Annotated in this window: 19 protein-coding genes; all 19 read left to right on the top strand. The window is 68.6% G+C overall.

Annotation, left to right across the window (positions count from 1 at the left end):
* Positions 1 to 64: 64 nt before the first annotated feature.
* The 19 genes from JI746_RS01350 (at position 65) to JI746_RS01260 (ending at position 22,474) form a co-directional block, all read left to right on the top strand.
* Entirely contained in the window at positions 65 to 1,246 is a 1,182-nt protein-coding gene (locus JI746_RS01350; protein WP_201686977.1) for a class I SAM-dependent rRNA methyltransferase, read from the top strand.
* 188 nt (positions 1,247 to 1,434) lie between these two features.
* Positions 1,435 to 2,472: a CobW family GTP-binding protein gene (locus tag JI746_RS01345; RefSeq protein ID WP_201686976.1), complete on the top strand. Its 1,038-nt coding sequence runs from the start codon at positions 1,435 to 1,437 to the stop codon at positions 2,470 to 2,472.
* 540 nt (positions 2,473 to 3,012) lie between these two features.
* On the top strand, positions 3,013 to 3,828 hold the full coding sequence (gene dksA / locus JI746_RS28325) for an RNA polymerase-binding protein DksA (protein ID WP_408004072.1): 816 nt from the start codon (positions 3,013 to 3,015) through the stop codon (positions 3,826 to 3,828).
* A gap of 35 nt (positions 3,829 to 3,863) precedes the next feature.
* Positions 3,864 to 5,711 carry an STAS domain-containing protein gene (locus JI746_RS01335; RefSeq protein WP_201686975.1) on the top strand — a complete coding sequence of 616 codons (1,848 nt, stop codon included), beginning with the start codon at positions 3,864 to 3,866 and terminating at the stop codon, positions 5,709 to 5,711.
* A 151-nt stretch (positions 5,712 to 5,862) separates the two neighbouring features.
* On the top strand, positions 5,863 to 6,414 hold the full coding sequence (hslV, locus tag JI746_RS01330; RefSeq protein ID WP_201686974.1) for an ATP-dependent protease subunit HslV: 552 nt from the start codon (positions 5,863 to 5,865) through the stop codon (positions 6,412 to 6,414).
* Positions 6,411 to 7,724 carry an ATP-dependent protease ATPase subunit HslU gene (gene hslU, locus JI746_RS01325; RefSeq protein WP_201686973.1) on the top strand — a complete coding sequence of 438 codons (1,314 nt, stop codon included), beginning with the start codon at positions 6,411 to 6,413 and terminating at the stop codon, positions 7,722 to 7,724. The genes hslV and hslU overlap by 4 nt, the downstream gene beginning before the upstream one ends.
* Positions 7,725 to 7,958: 234 nt before the next feature.
* Positions 7,959 to 8,387, top strand: a complete 429-nt coding sequence (mraZ, locus tag JI746_RS01320; protein ID WP_201686972.1) for a division/cell wall cluster transcriptional repressor MraZ — start codon at positions 7,959 to 7,961, stop codon at positions 8,385 to 8,387.
* A 9-nt stretch (positions 8,388 to 8,396) separates the two neighbouring features.
* On the top strand, positions 8,397 to 9,308 hold the full coding sequence (gene rsmH / locus JI746_RS01315; protein ID WP_201686971.1) for a 16S rRNA (cytosine(1402)-N(4))-methyltransferase RsmH: 912 nt from the start codon (positions 8,397 to 8,399) through the stop codon (positions 9,306 to 9,308).
* Positions 9,308 to 9,595, top strand: coding sequence for a cell division protein FtsL (gene ftsL / locus JI746_RS01310; protein WP_201687281.1), 288 nt, complete (start codon positions 9,308 to 9,310; stop codon positions 9,593 to 9,595). The genes rsmH and ftsL overlap by 1 nt, the downstream gene beginning before the upstream one ends.
* Complete coding sequence (locus JI746_RS01305; protein ID WP_201686970.1) at positions 9,592 to 11,325, top strand: peptidoglycan D,D-transpeptidase FtsI family protein; 1,734 nt, start codon at positions 9,592 to 9,594, stop codon at positions 11,323 to 11,325. Before ftsL ends, JI746_RS01305 begins: the two co-directional genes overlap by 4 nt.
* Positions 11,325 to 12,863, top strand: a complete 1,539-nt coding sequence (locus JI746_RS01300; RefSeq protein WP_201686969.1) for a UDP-N-acetylmuramoyl-L-alanyl-D-glutamate--2,6-diaminopimelate ligase — start codon at positions 11,325 to 11,327, stop codon at positions 12,861 to 12,863. The genes JI746_RS01305 and JI746_RS01300 overlap by 1 nt, the downstream gene beginning before the upstream one ends.
* An 8-nt stretch (positions 12,864 to 12,871) precedes the next feature.
* Complete coding sequence (locus JI746_RS01295) at positions 12,872 to 14,254, top strand: UDP-N-acetylmuramoyl-tripeptide--D-alanyl-D-alanine ligase (RefSeq protein ID WP_201687280.1); 1,383 nt, start codon at positions 12,872 to 12,874, stop codon at positions 14,252 to 14,254.
* The gene (gene mraY, locus JI746_RS01290; RefSeq protein ID WP_201686968.1) at positions 14,244 to 15,422 is read left to right on the top strand and encodes a phospho-N-acetylmuramoyl-pentapeptide-transferase; all 1,179 of its coding nucleotides are present in this window, start codon (positions 14,244 to 14,246) and stop codon (positions 15,420 to 15,422) included. The genes JI746_RS01295 and mraY overlap by 11 nt, the downstream gene beginning before the upstream one ends.
* Positions 15,422 to 16,936, top strand: coding sequence for a UDP-N-acetylmuramoyl-L-alanine--D-glutamate ligase (murD, locus tag JI746_RS01285; RefSeq protein ID WP_201686967.1), 1,515 nt, complete (start codon positions 15,422 to 15,424; stop codon positions 16,934 to 16,936). The genes mraY and murD overlap by 1 nt, the downstream gene beginning before the upstream one ends.
* A gap of 26 nt (positions 16,937 to 16,962) precedes the next feature.
* Complete coding sequence (gene ftsW / locus JI746_RS01280; RefSeq protein WP_201687279.1) at positions 16,963 to 18,171, top strand: putative lipid II flippase FtsW; 1,209 nt, start codon at positions 16,963 to 16,965, stop codon at positions 18,169 to 18,171.
* Positions 18,168 to 19,232, top strand: coding sequence for an undecaprenyldiphospho-muramoylpentapeptide beta-N-acetylglucosaminyltransferase (gene murG / locus JI746_RS01275; RefSeq protein WP_201686966.1), 1,065 nt, complete (start codon positions 18,168 to 18,170; stop codon positions 19,230 to 19,232). Before ftsW ends, murG begins: the two co-directional genes overlap by 4 nt.
* Before the next feature lie 61 nt (positions 19,233 to 19,293).
* The gene (gene murC / locus JI746_RS01270; RefSeq protein ID WP_201686965.1) at positions 19,294 to 20,709 is read left to right on the top strand and encodes a UDP-N-acetylmuramate--L-alanine ligase; all 1,416 of its coding nucleotides are present in this window, start codon (positions 19,294 to 19,296) and stop codon (positions 20,707 to 20,709) included.
* Positions 20,706 to 21,686: a D-alanine--D-alanine ligase gene (locus JI746_RS01265; protein WP_201686964.1), complete on the top strand. Its 981-nt coding sequence runs from the start codon at positions 20,706 to 20,708 to the stop codon at positions 21,684 to 21,686. Before murC ends, JI746_RS01265 begins: the two co-directional genes overlap by 4 nt.
* A complete protein-coding gene (locus JI746_RS01260) occupies positions 21,683 to 22,474 on the top strand; it encodes a cell division protein FtsQ/DivIB (RefSeq protein WP_201686963.1) in 792 nt (263 codons plus the stop codon). The genes JI746_RS01265 and JI746_RS01260 overlap by 4 nt, the downstream gene beginning before the upstream one ends.
* The last annotated feature ends 11 nt before the right edge of the window (positions 22,475 to 22,485 follow it).

The raw sequence follows: 22,485 nt of genomic DNA, 5'->3' as shown, positions 1-22,485 counted from the left end.
CTCCTTCCCGCTCCGATTTCTGTTGCACATTCTTACGCCTTCCCGTCCGGCCGACAATAGGGGTATGAAGGTGATTCGGTTGCGGGAAGGGCGCGAGCGCTCGCTGTTGCGCCGCCATCCATGGATCTTCGATTCGGCCATCGCCCGCGGCGGAGCCGATCCCGGGGAGACGGTGCGGGTGGAGGCGAACGACGGCCGCTTCCTCGCCTGGGCGGCGTTCAGCCCCGCCTCCAAGATCCGCGCGCGGGCCTGGAGCTTCGAGGAGGGCGAGCGGATCGACCCGGACTTCTTCCGCCAGCGATTAGGGGAGGCGCTTAGGCTGCGGCAACGGCTTAAGGTGCCCAGCGAGGGAGTGCGCCTGGTGCACGGGGAATCGGACGGATTGCCCGGTTTCGTCGTGGATTGCTACGGAGATACCCTCGTCGCGCAATTTCTTTCAGCTGGATCAGAGAAGTGGAAGAAAGTGCTTGCGGACATCCTTTTGGATGTGACCGGAATGCAACGGCTGTACGAGCGCTCGGACGCCAACGCCCGCGGACTCGAGGGTCTTCCCGGGGTCACCGGCTGGTTGCGGGGCGACGGCCCGACCGAACTGGCGATCGCCGAATCCGGCTGGAACTTCGGCCTGGACATCGCCGGCGGACACAAGACCGGCTTCTACCTGGACCAGCGGGACAACCGGGCGCGCTTCGCCGACTGGGTGCGGCGCCTGGGCGCGCAGCGGGTGCTGAACTGCTACTGCTATACCGGCGGCTTCAGCGTGGCGGCGCTCGCGGGCGGCGCGAGCGAGCTCACTTCGATCGATTCCTCGGGGCCGGCCCTGGAGCGAGCGCGCGCCAACGTGGCGCGGAATGGCTTCGATGCGGCGCGGGCGGAATTCCTGGACGCGGACGTCAACGCCAGCCTGCGGCGCTTCGGCGAGGCCGGGCGCCAGTTCGATGCGATCGTGCTCGATCCGCCCAAGCTGGCGCCGACGGTGGCGCATGCCGAGCGCGCCGCGCGGGCCTACAAGGACATCAACCGGCTGGCGCTGAAGCTGCTTGCGCCCGGCGGGGTGCTGTTCACGTTCTCGTGCTCCGGCGGCATCTCCGCCGACCTGTTCCACAAGATCGTGGCCTCCGCCGGCACCGACGCCGGCGTGGACGGCTACATCGCCGACCACCTGGGCGCCGCCCCGGACCACCCGATGACCCTGGCCTTCCCCGAGGGGGAGTACTTGAAGGGGCTGGTGGTGATCCGCAAATAGGGCGCCGTGCGAGCACGAGGAGATCCAACGCAAAAGCCGCAAAAGGAAGACCGAAGCCGCAGAAAAGTCATGGAGTTCTTTTGCGGCTTTTGCGCAGCTTTTGCGGCTTTTGCGTTGAAAGTGCCACGCCAAGCCCGGGCGTTCCGATCGGACTAAACTGCCCCGAAAACATCGACTGAACACACCCCATGAGCCTCATCCCCGCCACCATCCTCACCGGCTTCCTCGGCTCCGGCAAGACGACGCTGCTCAAGCGCGTGCTGGGCGAGGCGCACGGGCAGAAGATCGCCGTGATCGAGAACGAGTTCGGCGAGGAGAACATCGACAACGACATCCTGGTGAGCGATACCCAGGAACAGATCGTCCAGATGAGCAACGGCTGCATCTGCTGCACCATCCGCGAGGACCTGCGTTCGGCCCTGCAGCTGCTGGCCGCGAAGAAGCGCAAGGGCATGCTCGATTTCGACCGCGTCGTGATCGAGACCACCGGCCTGGCGGACCCCGGCCCCGTTGCCCAGACCTTCTTCATGGACGACGAGATCGCCGAAAGCTACCTGCTCGATTCGATCCTGACGCTGGTCGACGCCAAGCACGCCGACCAGCAGCTCGATGACCGCCAGGAGGCCCGGCGCCAGGTGGGCTTCGCCGACCAGATCTTCATCAGCAAGACCGACTTGGTGGGCCAGGACGCCGTCGACGCCCTCACGCACCGCCTCAAGCACATGAACCCGCGCGCGCCGCAGCGGGCCGTGCACTTCGGGGACGTGCCGATCAAGGACGTGTTCGACCTGCGCGGCTTCAACCTGAACGCCAAGCTGGACATCGACCCGGACTTCCTCAAGGAGGAAGACGAGCATGACCACGCGCACCACGACCACGACCACGAGCACGGCGAGCACTGCGACCACCCGCACCACCACGCCCACGACGACGACGTCAAGAGCTTCGTGTTCCGCTCCGACCGCGCCTTCGATCCGATGAAGCTGGAAGACTTCCTGGGCGCGATCGTCAACATCTACGGCCCGCGCATGCTGCGCTACAAGGGCGTCCTGAACATGAAGGGCACCGAGCGCAAGGTGATCTTCCAGGGCGTGCACCAGCTCATGGGAAGCGACCTGGGCCCGCAGTGGGCCGAGGGCGAAGCGCGCCAGTCGAAGATGGTGTTCATCGGCATCGATCTCCCCAAGGACATCTTTTTGCAGGGCCTGGCGCAGTGCCTTGTCTGACGCGGCGCGTCGGCGTGGTCTGAAGGGCGGCTCGCGCGTGGCGGGGCTACGCTGGCGCCCTTCACGATCCAGCCGCCGACGCCCGTGTTTGTCTCAGTTCCGCAACTGACCAGATCCACCCCGCACAGGGTGGCGCGGCGGCGCCATGACGAAAAGGAGGTTCACGGTCGTGCAGAGCCGGACAATCAGGGTATAAATCGCGGTCATGACGGCGTTGCACCTAGAAGAAAAGGCTCGTTCGCGGACTGCGGTCCGCTGCTTGCCTGCGCCGGCGCGAGGAGACGGGAAGTGAAGGCTCAGCCCAAGGCCGCTACCAAGACCACGAAGAAACCGGCGGTGAAATCGCAGCCTGCGTCCCGGCCGGCGCCCAAGGCGGCGGCCAAGCCCGTCAAGACCGCAGCCAAGGCAACGCCGAAGGCACCGGCCAAGGTGGCCGTGAAGGCCGTCCCGAAGGCGCCCGCCAAGCTGGCCAGGCCGGTTGCCAAGGCCCCGGTCAAGACGCCCGCCAAGGCCGCTCCGGCCAAGGCGGCAGGCAGCGCAGTGAAGGCCGCGCCCAAGGGCGCCAAGGCTGCCGCAGGCAAGGTGGTCGGCGCCGTGGCCAAGGCTGTCGTCAGCGGCGCCAAGGCTGTCGTCGCCGCCGCCCGGAAGATCCCTGCCAAGGCGAGCCAGGCTCCCGCGAAGGCGGCGCCCGCCAAGGCATCCCATTCACCCGCGGCACCCGCACCCGCCGCAGCGCAGAAGGCCCCCGTGGCCGCGCCTGCCCCGCAACCGGCGCCTGCCGTGCCGCGGGCAGCGCAACCACCGGTCGTCGCCTCGCCTGCCGCACCGGGCGCCGCCAAGGCAACCTATATCCCCATGGCCACTCAATCCGTACTGACGCCCCCGCCCGTCGTCGCCATCAAGAAAGATCCGAAATTGGCGAACAACTGGAAGACCAAGTCCGCAGAAGAGCTCACGGATGAAGAAGTGCTCGCCATGCCGGACACCGAATACATGAACGAGAAGCAGATGGCGTTCTTCCGCCTGAAGCTGCTCCAGCTCAAACAGGACATCCTCAATAGCGCCGGCGAGACGACCGAGCACCTGCGCGAGGAGACGGTGATCGTCCCCGATCCGGCCGACCGCGCCACGATCGAGGAGGAGCACGCCCTGGAACTGCGCACCCGCGACCGCGAGCGCAAGCTGCTCAAGAAGATCGAGCAGTCGATCGCGCGCATCGACGCCGGCGACTACGGCTACTGCGACGAAACCGGCGAGCCGATCGGCGTCGGGCGCCTGCTGGCCCGCCCGACGGCGACGCTGTCGCTCGAAGCGCAGCAGCGCCGCGAACTCAAGCAGAAGATGTTCGGCGACTGAAGCCGGCCGCAACCTAGCAGTACCCGCACCTGTCCATGGCACAGAAAGACGATTCCGCGCCCGGTGGTTTGCTGTCGAGGGTGGTGCGGTTCGTCAAGAGTCCGGCCACCGCCTGGGGCGAGCCCGGCAACGACGCCGAGAGCGACCGCGAGAGCTCGTACTCCAAGCAGATGCTCAAGGAGATGATCGAGCGCAAGCGGCGCAACGACTTCGTGCGCAAGCGCGAATTCGACATGCTGCGCAAGATGCGCCGCAGCGAGGTGCTCGCCGGGCAGGATCCCGGCCTGCGCCCCTCGTTCTTCCAGAGCTCGATGCCGTCCAAGCCGGACGACCGCGCCACCACGCTCAAGAAGATCGACGAGATCGAGGCGCAGATGTCCATGCAGTGGTGGAAGACCAAGCATGGCGGCCAGTCGCAGCAGCCGGCCAACAGTTCCTTCGCGGTTTCCTCGCACATGCCGCCGGAGGCACTGCAGCAGCCCACGCCGGCGGCCACCTCGTATTCGCGCACCGCACCGCAGGACCTGGCGAATGCCGCCAAGGCCGCGGCCTCGGGTGCGCCGCAGCCGATGCTGAATTCCGTGCTGCCGCAGACGCCCGAACAGCGCGCCGCGCAGGGCTCGCAGCCGCAGGGCGCCGCGCCGGCGCATCCTGCGATGGCCGCGGTGCCGGCCGGCGCCGGCGCGGGCGCAGCGCGCAGGGACGCGCCGGGTGGCGCGCCCAGCCTGCCCAGCGTGTTCTCGCACTCCAAGCAGTACGCGATCCAGGTCGAGGAGTTCGCCCACGACCCTGAGCTGGAGGAGGCCTCCATCCGCTTCGCCAACGGCGACGACGATGGCGCCGAGGCCGGCCTGCTCGAAGTGCTCGGTCCCCAGGGCTCGCGCGTCAACCACGACGAGACCTGGCTGACGCTGTTCGACCTGTACCGCGCCACCGGCAAGCAGGACCGCTTCGAATCCGCCGCGCTCGAATTCGCCGGCCGCTTCGGGCGCTCGGCGCCGCAGTGGATGTCGATGCCGGAGATCGTCGGGCGCATGAGCACGGCGACCGCCGCCGCGCCACTGGGCCCGGGCCAGTCCGCGGCCGACTGGACGTCGCCCGCGGTCTTCGGCACGCAGACGGTGGCCGCGCTGGCCGCGGCGCTGGCGAAGGCTTCGCAGCCCTACAAGCTGAACTGGAACAAGCTGAACTCGATCGTCGAATCGGCGATCGAGCCGCTCACGCGCCTGTTCACGCAGTGGGCCAGGCAACCGATCCAGCTGCGCTTCGTCGGCGCCGATGCGCTGGAAAAGGTGCTGAAGGACAACACGCCCTCCGGCGACCGCGGGGTGAATCCCGCGTGGTGGAAGCTGCGCATGGAGGTTCTGCGCGTGATGCACCGGCCGGACGAATTCGAGCTGGTGGCGCTGGATTACTGCGTGACGTACGAGGTGTCGCCGCCGTCCTGGGAGAGCGCGCGCTGCGAGTACAAGGCCCTGCAGCCGGACGGCAGCCTCGCCACGCGCAACACGATCGTCGGCGAAGCGTTCCGCGATTCCGTCATGTCCAGCGTGATGACCTATGGCGATTCGCAACTGGCGGCCGTGACCTCGCAGATGTCCAGCATCGCGACGGTCGAACTTTCCGGCCAGATCCTGGGCGACGGCAAGGAAGCGCTGGAACTGCTCGATGCCAAGCTCGGCGACGCCGACGTGATGATCATCTCCTGCGCGCGGCTGATGCGCATCGATTTCACTGCTGCCGGCACGCTGCTGAACTGGGTCACGGCGCGCGTGTCCGAAGGCCGGCAGGTGCAGTTCGTCGACGTGCATCGCCTGGTCGCCGCGTTCTTCAACGTGATCGGCATCAGCGAGCACGCGCGCATCGGGCTGCGGCTCGACTGAATGACAAATGACGCGCGGCTGCGCCGCGCATGACCTTCGCCGCCCGGCGGGGGGCTTCAATGACAAAATGACTTGAGTTGTGGCGCCGCGGCGCCATCTCTTCATTTCGTCATTGAAGCGAAGCGAAGTCATTTCGCCATTCGTCACCCACATGGAACAGTTTCACGGCACGACCATCGTCAGCGTGCGGCGCAAGGGCAGCGACGGCCGCTGGCAGGTGGCCCTCGGCGGCGACGGCCAGGTCACCCTCGGCAACATCGTCGTCAAGGGCACTGCGCGCAAGGTGCGCAAGCTCTACCACGACAAGGTGCTGGCCGGTTTTGCCGGCGCCACCGCGGACGCGTTCACGCTGTTCGAGCGCTTCGAAGGCAAGCTGGAAAAGCACCAGGGCCACCTGGTGCGCGCGGCCATCGAGCTGACGAAGGACTGGCGCACCGACCGCGTGCTGCGCCGGCTCGAGGCGATGCTGGCCGTCGCCGACCGCGAGTCCTCGCTGATCATCACCGGCAACGGCGACGTGCTCGAGCCCGAACACGGCATCGTCTCGATCGGCTCCGGCGGCGGCTATGCGCAGGCCGCGGCGCGGGCGCTGCTGGAGAACTCGGAGCTGGGCGCGCGCGACATCGTCAAGAAGTCGCTCGAGATCGCCGGCGAGCTTTGCATCTACACGAACATGAACCACACGATCGAGGTGCTCGAATGAGCACGATGACGCCGCAGGAGATCGTGTCCGAGCTCGATCGCCACATCGTGGGGCAGGGGAACGCCAAGCGTGCCGTCGCCATCGCGCTGCGCAACCGCTGGCGCCGCCAGCAGGTCGAGGAGAAGCTGCGCCAGGAGATCACGCCCAAGAACATCCTGATGATCGGGCCCACGGGCGTCGGCAAGACCGAGATCGCGCGCCGCCTGGCCAAGCTCGCCGACGCGCCCTTCATCAAGGTGGAAGCGACCAAGTTCACCGAGGTCGGCTATGTCGGCAAGGACGTCGATTCGATCATCCGCGACCTCGCCGAGATCGCCGTCAAGCAGACGCGCATGACGGAAATGCGCAAGGTCCGCACCCGGGCGGAAGACGCAGCGGAGGACCGCATCCTCAGCGTGCTGATCCCCGCGCCGCGCGGCGACGAACCGGGCGAGAGCACGGCGCGCCAGGTGTTCCGCAAGAAGCTGCGCCAGGGCGAACTGGACGACAAGGACATCGAGATCGATGTCGCCGAGGCCAAGCCGAACCTCGAGATCATGGGCCCGCCCGGCATGGAGGACATGACCGAGCAGCTGCGCGGCCTGTTCACGCAGTTCGGCGGCACGCGCCGCAAGTCGCGCAAGCTGAAGATCCGCGAGGCGATGAAGCTGCTGGTCGACGAGGAAGCGGCGGCCATGGTCAACGAGGACGAGATCCGGGCCGCGGCGATCCACAACGCGGAGCAGAACGGCATCGTCTTCGTCGACGAGATCGACAAGGTGGCTTCGCGCAGCGAGATGCAGGGCGCCGACGTCTCGCGCCAGGGCGTGCAGCGCGACCTGCTGCCGCTGGTGGAAGGCACCACCGTGTCGACCAAGTACGGGCCGATCCGCACCGACCACATCCTGTTCATCGCCAGCGGCGCCTTCCATCTCTCGAAGCCGAGCGACCTCATCCCCGAGCTGCAGGGGCGCTTCCCGATCCGCGTGGAGCTCGGCTCGCTGTCGGTGCAGGACTTCGAGGCGATCCTCACGTCCACGCACGCGTCGCTCGTCAAGCAATACCAGGCGCTGCTGGCCACCGAGAACGTGCAGCTCACCTTCGCGCCGGACGGCATCACGCGGCTGGCGCAGATCGCCTACGACGTCAACGAGCGCACCGAGAACATCGGCGCGCGGCGGCTGTCGACGGTGATGGAACGGCTGCTGGACGAAGTGAGCTTCGAGGCCACCCGGCTGGAAGGGCAGGCGGTGACGATCGATGCTGCCTATGTCGACACGCGCCTGAGCGAACTCAGCCGGAACGAGGACCTTTCGCGCTACATCCTCTGAACTCCGTGAGGAGTCACATTCACAGCATCACGTAAGTGCTTGCTTTAGAACGGAATTCGGCGGCCCTCGGCCGCCGTCTTCGCTTCTAAGTGCTTGATTTCATTGCCAATTCTTACCGGCGCTCCCTTGCGCCTCAGCGTTTTCCTGCTACAGTGCAAAAAAGTGCAATGAAGTGGGGGATAGTGGGATTTCCCGCCGTGACTTGCGGTTGCTGTGCAGTGAGGGCAGACAAAGGTGTTCCAGGGCGCGTCGTCGCTGAATCTCGATGCCAAGGGGCGGCTTTCCATGCCGACCCGGCATCGTGACGTCCTGTCCGCCTCGGCCGCCAACCAGCTCACCATCACCCGCCACCCCCACGGCTGCCTGCTGATCTTCCCGCGGCCGGAATGGGAAAAATTTCGTGACCGCATCGCGCAGCTCCCCATGGACGCGCAGTGGTGGAAGAGAATCTTTCTGGGCAACGCCCAGGACGTGGAACTGGATTCGACCGGGCGCGTGCTGGTGGCGCCCGAACTGCGTGCCGCCACCGGCATCGAGAAGGAAACGATGCTGCTTGGAATGGGCGCGCACTTCGAACTGTGGGACAAGGCGACCTACGAGGCCAAGGAGGCCGAGGCCATGCGCGGCGGAATGCCCGAAGCCTTCAAGGACTTCTCTTTCTGAGGGCAGGTGGTGGACAGCAGATGGCAACACACCACCGTCTTGTTGAACGAAGCAGTCGAGGCCCTCGTCACCAAGCCGGATGGAATCTACGTCGACGCGACCTTCGGCCGCGGCGGGCACTCGCGCCTGATCCTCTCCAGGCTGGAGCCGCAGGGCCGGCTGGTCGCCTTCGACAAGGACCCGGAAGCGGTCGCGGCCGCGCATGCGATCGCCGACACGCGCTTCGAGATCCGGCACGAGGGCTTCGCGGCCCTGCGCGAGCTGGCCTCCAACAGCATCTCCGGGGTGCTGATGGACCTGGGCGTGAGCTCGCCGCAGATCGACAACCCGGCGCGGGGTTTTTCGTTCCGCTCCGAGGGCCCGCTGGACATGCGCATGGACCCGACGCGCGGCACCAGTGCCGCGGACTGGCTCGCCAGTGCCCCGGTCGAACAGATGGCGGAGGTGATCCGTGAATACGGCGAGGAACGGTTTGCTGTTCAGATTGCAAAGGCGATTGCAGCTCGCCGACAGGAACGGGGGCCTCTTGCCAGCACCTCCGAACTGGCCCAGCTCGTGGCTGGCGCGGTCAAAACCCGCGAGCCGGGCCAGGACCCTGCAACGCGCACATTTCAGGCTCTTCGGATTTTCGTCAACGCCGAGCTTGAAGAGCTGCAGGCGGCGCTAGAAGCGAGTCTCGACGTGCTCGAAGCCTCAGGCCGGCTGGTGGTGATCAGCTTCCATTCGCTGGAAGACCGCATCGTCAAGCAGTTCATCGCGAAGCATTCGCGCGAGGAATTCGACCGCCGCGCGCCCTTTGCCCCGGCCAAGCCGATGAAGCTGCGCGCCCTCGGGCGCGTGAAGCCCGGCGCCGGGGAAGTGCAGGGCAACCCGCGGGCGCGCAGCGCCATCATGCGCGTGGCCGAGAGGACGGCAGCATGATCCTCCGCCTGAACCTGACCCTGCTGGTGACGGTGATCGCCAGTGCCCTGTACCTGGTGCAGGTGCAGTACGAGTCGCGCCGCCTCTACACGGAGATCGAGCGGGCGCACAACGAGGCGCGCAAGCTGGAGATCGACAACGAGCGCCTGCAGGTGGAGAAGCGGGCCCAGGCCACTTCGGCGCGCGTCGAGAAGGTCGCGCGCGAGCAGCTGCACATGCGCCCCGCGACGCCGGCGATCACCCAGTACGTCACGCTCAAGGGCCAGGCCAGCGAGGCATCCCCATGAGCGGCCGCGTCGTTGCCTATTCTTCCAGCCCGCTGCTGGCCAGCCGCACGCCGGTGTGGCGCAGCAAGTTCATCGTCGCCGGCATCGCGCTGGGCTTCCTGGCGCTCGCCGGGCGCGCCGCGTGGGTGCAGGTGTTCGGCAACGACTTCTATCGCAGGCAGGGCGAGGTGCGTTTCGCCCGCACCCTGGAGCTGCCGGCCAACCGCGGCCGCATCTTCGACCGCAACGGCCTGCTGCTCGCGACCAGCGTTCCGGTGCCGAGCATCTGGGCGATCCCCGAGGACGTGGAGCGCGACCCGCCCAGGCTCGCGAAGCTCGCGAAGCTGCTGCAGGTGCCGCTGGCGGAACTGATGGCCAAGCTGGAGGAGGACCGCAACTTCGTCTGGCTCAAGCGCCAGGTCGACGAGGCCACGGCGAAACAGATTGCCGCCCTCGACCTCAAGGGCATCTACCAGCGCAAGGAATACCGCCGGCAGTACCCCGAAGGCGAGGCCGCGGCGCATGTCGTCGGCTTCACCAACGTCGAGGACCTCGGGCAGGAGGGCGTGGAGCTGGCCTTCAACAAGGACCTGGCCGGCCGGCCGGGTTCGCGCCGCGTGATCAAGGACCGCCTGGGCCGCATCGTCGAAGACGTGGGCGAGCAGGTGCCGCCGGTGGCCGGCAAGGACCTGCAGCTGTCCATCGACAGCAAGGTGCAGTTCTTCGCCTACCAGCAGCTGCGCGACGCCGTGGTCGCCAACAAGGCCAAGGCGGGCAGCGTCGTCGTGCTGGATGTCGACACCGGCGAGGTGCTGGCGCTGGCCAACTATCCGAGCTACTCGCCGGCGCACCGGCAGAACCTCACCGGGGCGCAGTTGCGCAACCGCGCGCTCACCGACAGCTTCGAGCCCGGTTCGACGATGAAGCCGTTCGCGGTGTCGCTGGCGCTGGAGAAGGGGCTGGTCAAGCCCACCACGCTGATCCCGACCGCGCCGGGCCGGCTCACGATCGCCGGTTCCACGATCAGCGACTCGCATGCGCACGGGGACCTGACGGTCACCGAGGTGATCCAGAAATCCAGCAACGTCGGCACGGTGCGCATGGCGATGCAGCTGCAGCCGCGCGAGATGTGGGAGCTGTACACGCAGGTCGGCTTCGGCCAGCGGCCGCAGGTGCCGTTCCCCGGCACGGTGAGCGGCAAGCTGCGCGCCTGGAAGACCTGGCGGCCGATCGAGCAGGCGACCATGAGCTACGGCTACGGCGTCTCGACCAGCCTGTTCCAGCTCGCGCGCGCCTACACGGTGTTCGCGCGCGACGGCGAGCTGGTGCCCGTGACGCTGCTCAAGACCGACACGGCCACGCCCGGCGTGCGCGTGCTGCAGCCCCAGATCGCGCAGGAGATGCGGCAGATGCTGCACCTGGTGACCATGAGCGGCGGCACCGCGCCCAAGGCGCAGACGATGGGGTATTCGGTGGGCGGCAAGACCGGCACCGCGCACAAGCAGGAAGGACGCGGCTATGCCGAACACAAGTACCGGGGCGTCTTCGTCGGCATCGCGCCGATCGACAAGCCGCGCATCGTGGTGGCCGTGATGATCGACGAGCCGAGCGCGGGCAAGTACTTCGGCGGCGACGTCGCCGCACCGGTGTTCAGTTCCACCGTGCAGCAGACGCTGCGCATGCTGGGCGTGCAGCCGGACATGAGCGTCAAGCCGCAGATCGTGGTGCAGGCGGTGGAGGAGTCGATCTGATGCGGGTGCTGCGCACGCCCCAGGAAGCGGCCGACTGGCTGCGCGAACGCGTGGCCGGCGAAGTCCATTGCGACAGCCGCCGGGTCGGCCACGGCGACGGCTTCATCGCCTGGCCGGGCGCGGCCACGGACGGCCGCAAGTTCGTGCCGGCCGCCCTGCAGCAGGGTGCGACGGCCTGCCTGGTCGAAGCGGCGGGCAGCGAGGCCTTCCAGTTCGGCAGCGACGCGGTCGCCGCCTACCAGGGCCTCAAGGCCGCCACGGGGCCGATCGGCGCGCTGTTCTACGGCGAGCCGACGCAGCAGCTCCAGGTGCTGGCCGTCACCGGCACCAACGGCAAGACCTCCACGGCGTGGTGGCTGGCGCAGGCGCTCACGAACGTCGGCATGCCGTGCGGCATCGTGGGCACGCTGGGCATCGGCCGGCCGCCGCACGTGGAGCACACCGGCCTGACGACCCCCGACCCGGTGCTGATGCAGCGCCATTTCCGCCGCTTCCTGGAAGAAGGGGCGAAGGCCTGCGCGATCGAGGCGTCTTCCATCGGCATCGTGGAGCGGCGCATGGACGGCACGCGCATCCGCGTGGCCGGCTTCACCAACTTCACGCAGGACCACCTCGACTACCACGGCTCGATGGAAGCCTACTGGGCGGCGAAGGAGGAGTTGTTCGCCTGGCCGGACCTGGAGGCCGCCGTGGTGAACATCGACGACGCCATGGGCGAGCGGCTGGAAGCCCGCTTGTGGAACGGCCGCGTGGACCTGTGGACGGTCTCCTGCGTGCGCGACGCGCGGGTGCGGGCGCTGGACATCGGCTACGGCGACGAGGGCCTGCGCTTCACCGTCGCCGAAGCCGGCGACGCGCAGCGCCTGGTGCTGCAGACGAAGCTGGTCGGCCACTACAACGTATCGAACCTGCTGGGCGTGATCGGCATGATGCGCGCCATCGGCGTGCCGCTGGCCGAGGCGGTGGCGGCCTGCGCCGACCTGCTGCCGGTGCCGGGCCGCATGGAGCGCCTGGTTGCCGCCGGCAAGCCGCTGGTGGCCGTGGACTATGCGCACACGCCGGACGCCCTGGAAAAAGGCCTGCAGGCGCTGCGTCCGCTGGCGCAGCAGCGTGGCGGCAAGCTCTGGTGCGTGTTCGGTTGCGGCGGCGACCGCGATGCGACCAAGCGGCCGCTGATGGCGGCCGTGGCCGAAAAGAACGCCGACCGGGTGGTGGTCACCAGCGACAACCCGCGCACCGAGAAGCCCGAGGCCATCATCAGCCAGATCCTGCTCGGGCTGTCGCACCGCGATTGCGTGCAGGTGCAGTCCGATCGCGCCCTCGCGATCGCCGAGAGCATCGCCTGCGCGCAAGCGCAGGACGTGATCCTGGTGGCCGGCAAGGGCCACGAGGACTACCAGGAGATCGCGGGCGTGAAGCACCCCTTCTCGGACCAGGCGCATGCGCAGAAGGCGCTCATGGATTACGGCAAGCCAGCGACCGAGCCCCTGCCGCCTGCGGCCAAGGCCCGGGGCCGGCGCAAGGAGGCACGCAAGTGAGCGACACCATGTTCAGCCTGCAGCGCGCCGCCGACTGGATCGACGGCGAACTGGTCGGCGACGCCACGGTGCAGGTGCGGCGCGTCCACACCGACACCCGCACGCTGCAAGCCGGCGACCTCTTCGTCGCGCTGAAGGGCGAGCGATTCGACGCCAACGACTTCCTGGCCGATGCGCGCAAGAAGGGCGCCGTCGCGGCCATCGCGCACGCGGGCAAGTTGCCGCCGGGCATGCCCGGCATCGAGGTCGAGGACAGCAAGCTCGCGCTCGGCGCGCTGGCCCATGCCTGGCGCAGGCAGTACAAGCTGCCGCTGATCGCGGTGACGGGCAGCAACGGCAAGACGACGGTCACGCAGATGATCGCGTCCATCCTGCGCGCCTGGCAGCCCGAGGCGCACCTGGCCACGCAGGGCAACCTGAACAACGACATCGGCCTGCCGCTCACGCTGCTGCGCCTGCGCGCCGGCCACCGCGTCGGAGTGATCGAGCTGGGCATGAACCACCCCGGCGAGATCGCCTACCTCTCCCGCATCGCCGCGCCGACCGTGGCCCTGGTGAACAACGCGCAGCGCGAGCACCAGGAGTTCATGGCCACGGTGGAAGCGGTGGCGCAGGAGAACGGCAGCGTCTTCGCCGCCCTTCCGCCCAGCGGCGTGGCGGTGTTCCCCGCCGGCGATCCGTTCACGATGCTGTGGACCGGCCTGGCCGACGCCCGTCCCTGCATGACCTTCGGCGACGCCGCGGGCAGCGATGCCGACGTGCGCCTCGCCGGCGCCGACTGGCAGCAGGGCCAGTGGCAGGTGCGCGCCGAGACGCCCGCCGGCCCGCTGGCCTTCGCGCTGCAGGTCGCCGGCCGCCACAACGTGCGCAACGCGCTGGCCGCAGCGACCTGCGCGCTCGCCGCCGGCGTGCCGCTGCAGTCCATCGTCGCCGGACTCGCATCGTTCGAGCCGGTCAAGGGGCGCTCGCGCGCACTGGCGGTCGCGCTCGGCGGCCGCACGCTCACGGTCATCGACGACAGCTACAACGCCAACCCCGACTCGGTGCGCGCCGCCATCGACGTGCTGGCCGAACTGCCCGGGCCGCGGCTGCTGGTGCTGGGCGACATGGGCGAGGTCGGCGACCAGGGCCCGGCCTTCCACGCCGAGGTCGGCGACTACGCCCGCCAGCGCGGCATCGAGCAGCTCTTCACGCTGGGCGAGCAGGCGCAGGCCATGAAGGGCCGCCACTTCGCCGACGTCGAAGCGCTCAACGCCGCGGTGCTGCAGGCGCTGGCGCAAGCCGAAAGCGTGCTGGTCAAGGGCTCGCGCTTCATGAAGATGGAACGGGTGGTGGAGGCGATCACCGCCCACGCAGGACAACAGGACGAAGGGAGGCCCGATGCTCGTTAGCCTGGCCTCGTGGATGCAAACCCACGGACACGAATTCGGATTCTTCCGGGTCTTCCAGTACATCACCTTCCGCGCCGTGATGGCGGCCATGACGGCGCTGCTGATCGGCATCATCTTCGGGCCCTGGGTGATCCGCCGCCTCGCCGCGCTCAAGATCGGGCAGCCGGTGCGCGAGTACGGCATGCAGTCGCACCTGAAGAAGAGCGGCACGCCCACCATGGGCGGCGTGCTGATTCTGATCTCGGTGACGCTGTCGACGCTGCTGTGGTTCGACTGGACCAACCGCTTCGTTTGGATCGTGATGCTGGTGACGCTGGGCTTCGGCGCGATCGGCTGGGTCGACGACTGGCGCAAGGTGGTCAACAAGGACCCGGAAGGCATGCGCTCGCGCGAGAAGTACTTCTGGCAGTCCCTGATCGGCCTGGTCGCGGCCCTCTACCTCGCGTTCAGCGTGTCCGAGACCACCAACGTGCGCGTGCTGGGCCTCTTCATCGACTGGGTGCGCTCCGGCTTCGACATGAACCTGCCGCCCAAGGCGGGCCTGTGGGTGCCCTTCTTCAAGGAGGTCACCTATCCGCTGGGCGTGTTCGGCTTCATGGTCATGACCTACCTGGTGATCGTGGGCTCCAGCAACGCGGTGAACCTCACCGACGGGCTCGACGGGCTGGCGATCATGCCGGTGGTGATGGTGGGCTCGGCGCTGGGCGTCTTCGCCTACGTGACCGGCAGCGCCGTCTACTCGAAGTACCTGTTCCTGCCGCACATTCCCGGCTCGGGTGAGCTGCTGATCTTCTGCGCCTCGGTGGCGGGGGCCGGCCTGGCCTTCCTGTGGTTCAACGCCCACCCGGCCGAAGTGTTCATGGGCGACGTCGGCGCCCTGGCGCTGGGCGGCGCGCTCGGCACCATCGCCGTGATCGTGCGGCAGGAGATCGTGCTGGCCATCATGGGCGGCATCTTCGTGGTGGAGGCGCTGTCGGTGATGGCGCAGGTGATGTACTTCAAGTACACCAAACGCAAGTACGGGGAGGGCCGGCGCATCCTGCTGATGGCGCCGCTGCACCACCACTTCGAGAAAACCGGCTGGAAGGAGACGCAGGTCGTGATCCGCTTCTGGATCATCACGATGCTGCTGTGCCTGGTCGGCCTGTCCACGCTGAAGCTGCGGTGATGGAAAGCTTGCGCGATCAGGAAGTGCTGGTCCTGGGCTGCGGGGCCTCGGGCCTCGCCATGGCGCGCTGGTGCGCCCGGCATGGCGCCCGCGTGACGGTGGCGGACACCCGCGAGGAGCCGCCGCAGCTGCCGACGCTGCGCGAGCAGGTCCCCGCGGCGCAGTTCGCGGGCGGGGCCTTCACGGCCGAACTGCTGCAGGGCCGGCGGCTGGTGCTGCGCAGCCCGGGCCTCACGCCGGAGCAGGTGGCGCCGGTGGTCGATGCGGCCCGCGCGCAGGGCATCCCGGTGCGCGCCGAACTCGATCTGTTCGCCGATGCACTCGCGGCGCTGCGCGAGGCTGACGGCTACCACCCCGCCGTGCTCGGCGTGACCGGCACCAACGGCAAGACCACCGTCACCTCGCTCACCGGCCAGCTCGTGGAGCGCAGCGGCAAGACGGTGGCGGTGGCCGGCAACATCGGCCCGACGCTGCTGGACACGCTGGCGCAAAAGCGCGAAGCCAACGCGCTGCCGCAGGTGTGGGTGCTGGAGCTCTCCAGCTTCCAGCTCGATGGCGTGACCGGCTTCGAGCCGACCGCGGCCACGGTGCTGAACGTGACGCAGGACCACCTGGACTGGCACGGCACGATGGAAGCCTATGCCGCCGCCAAGGCGCGCGTGTTCGGCCGCACGGGCGTGATGGTGCTCAATCGCGAGGACCCGCTGGTGATGGCCATGCTGCCCGCGCCGGTGCGGCTCAAGGGTGGCAAGTTCGAGCAACGCCCGTACGTGACCTTCGGCGGCGACCTGCCGAAGGGCCCCGGCGACTTCGGCCTCGAGATCGTGCACGGCATGGCGTGGCTGGTGCGCGCCCACGAAGCGGACGAGACGGAGAAACGGCGCAAGGACGCCGAGGAAGAAATCCACCTGCAGCGCCTGATGCCGGCCGACGCGCTGCGCATCCGCGGCCGCCACAACGCGATCAACGCGCTCTCGGCCCTGGCGCTCGCCACCGCCGCCGGTTGCCAGCTCGCGCCCATGCTGTACGGCCTGCGCGACTACCGCGGCGAGCCGCACCGCGTGGAGCCGGTGGGCATCGTCAACGGCGTCGAATACTTCGACGACAGCAAGGGCACCAACGTCGGTGCGACCGTGGCGGCGCTGCAGGGCCTGGGCGCCGAGCGCAAGCTGGTCGTGATCCTGGGCGGCGACGGCAAGGGGCAGGACTTCGCGCCGCTGGCCGAGCCGGTGGCGCGCTTCGCCCGCGCCGCGGTGCTGATCGGCCGCGACGGCCCGCAGATCCGGGCCGTGCTGGAACCCACGGGTGTCCCCCTGGCCGGCGCCGCCACGATGGAAGAGGCCGTGCGCGTCGCGACCCAGCGGGCCCATGCCGGCGACGCCGTGCTGATGTCGCCGGCCTGCGCGAGCTTCGACATGTTCCGCAACTACCCGCATCGCGCGGAGGTGTTCCGCGCCGCCGTCAAGGCCGTCGCCGACGAAGCCGGCGCGATGCTGGAAGGAGGCGAGGCTTGAACCTGTCGCTGGCCAGCGTCGCCGCCATGTTCCGCCGCAACCCGTTCGGCAGGCGCGAGGACGCGCCCTGGGTGGCGCGCGGCGCCGCGCCGGTCGAGGGCCTGCGCCCCTTCGATCCGGCGCTGCTCTGGCTGACGGTGGCGCTGCTGGCCTGGGGCATGGTGATGGTCTATTCGGCCTCCATCGCCCTGCCGGACAACCCGCGCTTCGGCCGCTACGCCCACACGTATTTCCTCAGCCGCCATGCGCTGTTCCTGGTGCTGTCCTTCGTCGCCGGACTGCTCGCCTTCCAGGTGAAGGTGGAGACCTGGGAGCGCGTCGCACCCTGGCTTTTCGTCGGCTCCCTCGTGCTGCTGATGGTGGTGCTGATTCCGCACGTGGGCAAGGGCGTCAACGGCGCGCGCCGCTGGCTGCCGCTGGGCCCGATCTCCTTCCAGCCGTCCGAGCTCGCCAAGTTCGCGGTGCTGCTCTACGCGGCCAACTACATGGTGCGCAAGATGGACGTGAAGGAGCGCTTCTTCCGCGCCGTGCTGCCGATGGCGGCGGCGGTCGCGATGGTGGGCGTGCTGCTGCTGGCCGAGCCCGACATGGGCGCCTTCATGGTGATCGCGGTGATCGCCATGGGCATCCTGTTCCTGGGCGGGGTCAACGCGCGCATGTTCTTCCTGATCGCCGCGGTGATCGTGGTGGCCTTCGTGCTGATGATCGCGTTTTCCGACTGGCGGCGCGAGCGCATCTTCGCCTACCTCGATCCCTGGAACGAGAAGTACGCGCTGGGCAAGGGCTACCAGCTCTCGCACTCGCTGATCGCCATCGGCCGCGGCGAGATCTTCGGCGTCGGCCTCGGCGGCAGCGTGGAGAAGCTGCACTGGCTGCCCGAGGCGCACACCGACTTCCTGCTGGCCGTGATCGGCGAGGAGTTCGGCCTGGTCGGCGTGCTGAGCGTCATCCTCTGCTTCCTGTGGATGACGCGCCGCATGATGCACATCGGCCGCCAGGCGATCGCGCTCGACCGCATCTTCGCCGGCCTCGTCGCGCAGGGCGTGGGCATCTGGGTCGGCTTCCAGGCCTTCATCAACATGGGCGTGAACCTGGGGGCGCTGCCGACCAAGGGCCTGACCCTGCCGCTGATGTCCTATGGCGGCTCCGCGGTGCTGATGAACGTCGTCGCCATCGCGGTGGTGCTGCGGATCGACTTCGAGAACCGCACGCTGATGCGCGGAGGCCGGGCATGAGCGAACGCACGGCACTCGTCATGGCGGGCGGAACGGGAGGGCACATCTTCCCGGGCCTCGCCGTGGCCGAGGCGCTGCGGGCGCGCGGCTGGCGCGTGCACTGGCTGGGCGCGCCGAACAGCATGGAGGCGCAGCTGGTGCCGCCGCGCGGCTTTCCGCTGGAGACCATCGACTTCGGCGGCGTGCGCGGCAAGGGCGTCAAGACGCTCGTGTTCCTGCCGCTCAAGCTGCTGCGCGCCTTCTGGCAGAGCATCCAGGTCGTGCGCCGCGTGCGCCCGCAGGTGGTGGTGGGCCTGGGCGGCTACATCACCTTCCCGGCCGGCATGATGAGCGTGCTGCTCGGCAAACCGCTCGTGCTGCACGAACAGAACTCGGTGGCCGGCATGGCCAACAAGGTGCTGGCCGGCGTCGCCGACCGCGTCTACAGCGCCTTCCCCGAGGTGCTGAAGAAGGGCGAGTGGGTGGGCAACCCGCTGCGCGAAGCCTTCCTGCGCCAGGCCGAACCGGAGCAACGCTTCGCCGGCCGCAGCGGCCCGCTGAAGATCCTCGTGGTCGGCGGCAGCCTCGGCGCCCGGGCGCTCAACGAGATCGTGCCGCAGGCGCTGGCGCGCATCCCGGAGCCGAACCGCCCGCGCGTGCTGCACCAGAGCGGCGCGAAGCAGATCGAGGAACTGCGCGCCAACTACGCCCAGGCGGGCGTGGAGGCGCAGCTCACGCCCTTCATCGACGACACGGCGAGCGCCTATGCCGAAGCCGACCTCGTGATCTGCCGCGCCGGCGCGAGCACGGTCACCGAGCTGGCGGCGGTGGGCGCGCCCGCGCTCTTCGTCCCCTTCCCTCACGCCGTCGACGACCACCAGACCACGAACGCGAAGTTCCTGGTGGACGCCGGCGGCGGCTGGCTCGTGCAGCAGCGCGAGCTCACCCCCGACACGCTGGCCACCATGCTGATCACCCTGACGCGCGAACAACTGCTGCAGCGCGCCGTGGCGGCCAAGCGCATGCAGAAGACCCAGGCGACCGAGCAGGTGGTCGCCGCCTGCGAGGCCCTCGCACGATGAAACACGCCATCAAACACATCCACTTCGTCGAGTCACAGGAAGCCAACGAAATGGAGGCGCTGTGAAACACGCAATCAAGCATATTCATTTCGTTGGCATCGGCGGCGCCGGCATGTCCGGCATCGCCGAAGTGCTGCGCAACCTCGGCTACCTGATCTCCGGATCCGACATCGCCGATTCCCCGACCCTGGGCCGGCTCTCCCAACTGGGCATCCAGACCTTCGTCGGCCACGCGGCCGCCAACGTGATCGGGGCCGATGCCGTGGTCACGTCGACGGCCGTGCAGCAGGACAACCCCGAGGTCGTGGCCGCCCGCAAGCGCAAGATCCCGATCGTGCCGCGCGCGGTGATGCTGGCGGAGCTGATGCGCCTGAAGCAGGGCATCGCCATCGCCGGCACGCACGGCAAGACGACGACCACCAGCCTGGTCGCCAGCGTGCTGGCCGAGGGCGGGCTCGACCCCACCTTCGTGATCGGCGGCCGCCTGAACAGCGCCGGCGCCAACGCCAAGCTCGGCTCGGGCGACTACATCGTGGTGGAGGCGGACGAATCCGACGCGTCCTTCCTCAACCTGTTGCCGGTGATGGCGGTGGTGACCAACATCGACGCCGACCACATGGACACCTACGGGCACGACTTCAACAACCTGAAGAAGGCCTTCCTGGAGTTCCTGCACCGCATGCCCTTCTACGGCACGGCGGTCCTGTGCGTCGAGGACGAATCGGTGCGCTCCATCATCCCGCAGGTGCAGTGCCCGGTGACCACCTACGGCCTGCGCGAGGACGCGCAGGTGCGCGCGGTGGGCGTGAAGGCGGTGGGTCCCCAGATGCACTTCACGGTGCAGCGCCGCAACGGCGTGACGCTGCCCGACATGCACGTGAAGCTGAACCTGGTCGGCATGCACAACGTGCTCAATGCGCTGTCGGCGATCGCCATTGCCGTCGAACTGAACATCCCGGACGACGCGGTGCTCAAGGCCCTGTCGGAGTTCCGCGGCGTCGGTCGCCGCTTCCAGAGCTACGGCGAACTGCCGGTGCCGCCAGAGCAGGGCGGCGGCACGTTCACCGTGATCGAGGACTACGGCCACCACCCGGTGGAGATGCGTGCCACGCTGGCGGCCGCGCGCGGCGCCTTCCCGGAGCAGCGCATCGTGCTGGCGTTCCAGCCGCACCGCTACACCCGCACGCGCGACTGCTTCGAGGACTTCGTGCAGGTGCTGGGCACGGCCGACGCTGTGCTGCTGGCCGAGGTCTATTCCGCCGGCGAGGAGCCGATCGTCGCCGCCGACGGCCGTTCGCTCGCGCGTGCGGTGCGCGTGGCCGGCAAGGTGGAGCCGCAATTCGTGGGCGACATCGCCGGCATGCCGCAGGCGGTGCTGGAGACGGTGCGCAATGGCGACGTCGTGATGTGCATGGGCGCCGGCTCGATCGGCGCCGTGCCCGGCAAGCTGGTGGACCTGGTCGGAGGCCAGCAATGACCGCCATCGACCCGAAATCCTTCGGCAAGGTGGCTGTCCTCATGGGCGGCAAGTCGGCCGAGCGGGAAGTGTCGCTGATGTCCGGCGCGGGCGTGCTCAAGGCGCTGCAATCCAAGGGGGTCGACGCCCACGCCTTCGATCCGGCGGAACGCGACCTGATCGAACTCAAGCGCAAGAACTTCAAGCGGTGCTTCATCGCGCTGCACGGCCGCTTCGGCGAGGACGGCACCGTGCAGGGCGCGCTGGAGCTGCTCGGCATCCCGTACACCGGCTCGGGCGTCATGGCTTCGGCCATCTCGATCGACAAGACGATGACCAAGCGCGTGTGGCTGGCCGAAGGCATCCCGACGCCGAGGTACACGCTGCTCAAGCGCGGGGCCTACCAGCGCGAGGAAGTGGTCAAGATCCCCGACGACCTCGGGATGCCGCTGATCGTGAAGCCGGCGCGCGAAGGCTCGTCCATCGGCGTGGCGAAGGTGCAGGGCTACTCGGAGGTGCTGGCGGCCGTCGATGCCGCCGCGGCGCTGGACACCGACGTGCTGTGCGAGCAGTTCATCGCCGGCGACGAGGTCACCTGCCCGATCCTGGGCACCGGCGACGGTGCCCGCGCGCTGCCGGTGATCCGCATCGTGGCGCCCGAGGGCAACTACGACTACCAGAACAAGTACTTCACCGACGACACCAAGTACCTGGTGCCCTGCGGCCTGCCCGAAGGCGAGGAAGCGGCGATCCAGGACCTGGTCGTGAACGCCTATCGCGTGCTGGGCTGCCGCGGCTGGGGCCGCATCGACGTGATGATCGACGCCGCCACGCGCAAGCCCTCGCTGCTGGAGATCAACACCTCGCCCGGCATGACGGGCCACTCGCTGGTGCCGATGTCCGCCCGCGCCGCCGGCATCAGCTACGAGGACCTGTGCCTGCAACTGCTGGCCGACGCCGCGCTGGACCTGCCGCAGCAGGAGGTGGCGAAGAAATGAGGAAGAATCAGGCGACCGCGCTGCCGTTCGACGTCCGGCTGATGAACATCACCGCCACGGTGCTGTTCGCGACCTGCGGCGCCGTGCTGCTGGCGGCGCTCGCCTGGTGGGCCGTGCGCCATCCGGTGTTCGCGATCCGCGCGATCGTGGTGCAGGGGCAGGTCACGCACAACAGCGCGGCGACGCTGCGCGCGAACGTGGCGCCGCGCCTGGCCGGCAACTTCTTCACCCTGGACCTGCAGCAGGCGCGCGAGGCCTTCGAGAGGGTGCCCTGGGTGCGCAAGGCGGTGGTCAAGCGCGAGTTCCCCAACCGGCTGCGGGTGCAGATCGAGGAGCACCAGCCCGAGGCCCTGTGGGGCATCGATTCCGAATCGCGCCTGGTCAACACCTACGGCGAGGTGTTCGAGGCCAACGCCGGCGACGCGGAGCAGGAGGACATGCCGCGGCTGGCGGGGCCGGAGGGCTCGTCGGCGCAGGTGCTGGCGATGTACCGCGCGCTGCATCCGCTGCTGCAGCCGCTGGAACTCTCGGTGGAGCAGGTGGTGCTGACCGGCCGCGGCGGCTGGACGGCGCAGCTGGACACCGGCGCGATCGTGGAGCTGGGTCGCGGCACGGCGCAGGAGGTGCTGGCGCGCGGCGAGCGCTTCGCCCACACGCTCACGCAGGTCACATCCAAATACGGCCGGCGGCCGGAGGCGCTGGTGACGGCGGACCTGCGGCACGTGAACGGCTACGCAATCAGGTTGAGGGGAGTCGCCACCACCGAGCCGGCGACGAAGAGGAACTGAGGAACAAAGAG

It is taken from the genome of Ramlibacter alkalitolerans, from assembly GCF_016722765.1.
Lineage (GTDB): Bacteria > Pseudomonadota > Gammaproteobacteria > Burkholderiales > Burkholderiaceae_C > Ramlibacter > Ramlibacter alkalitolerans.
Note: the sequence above shows the minus strand (reverse complement) of the source record. Positions and strands in the feature narration are given on the sequence as shown.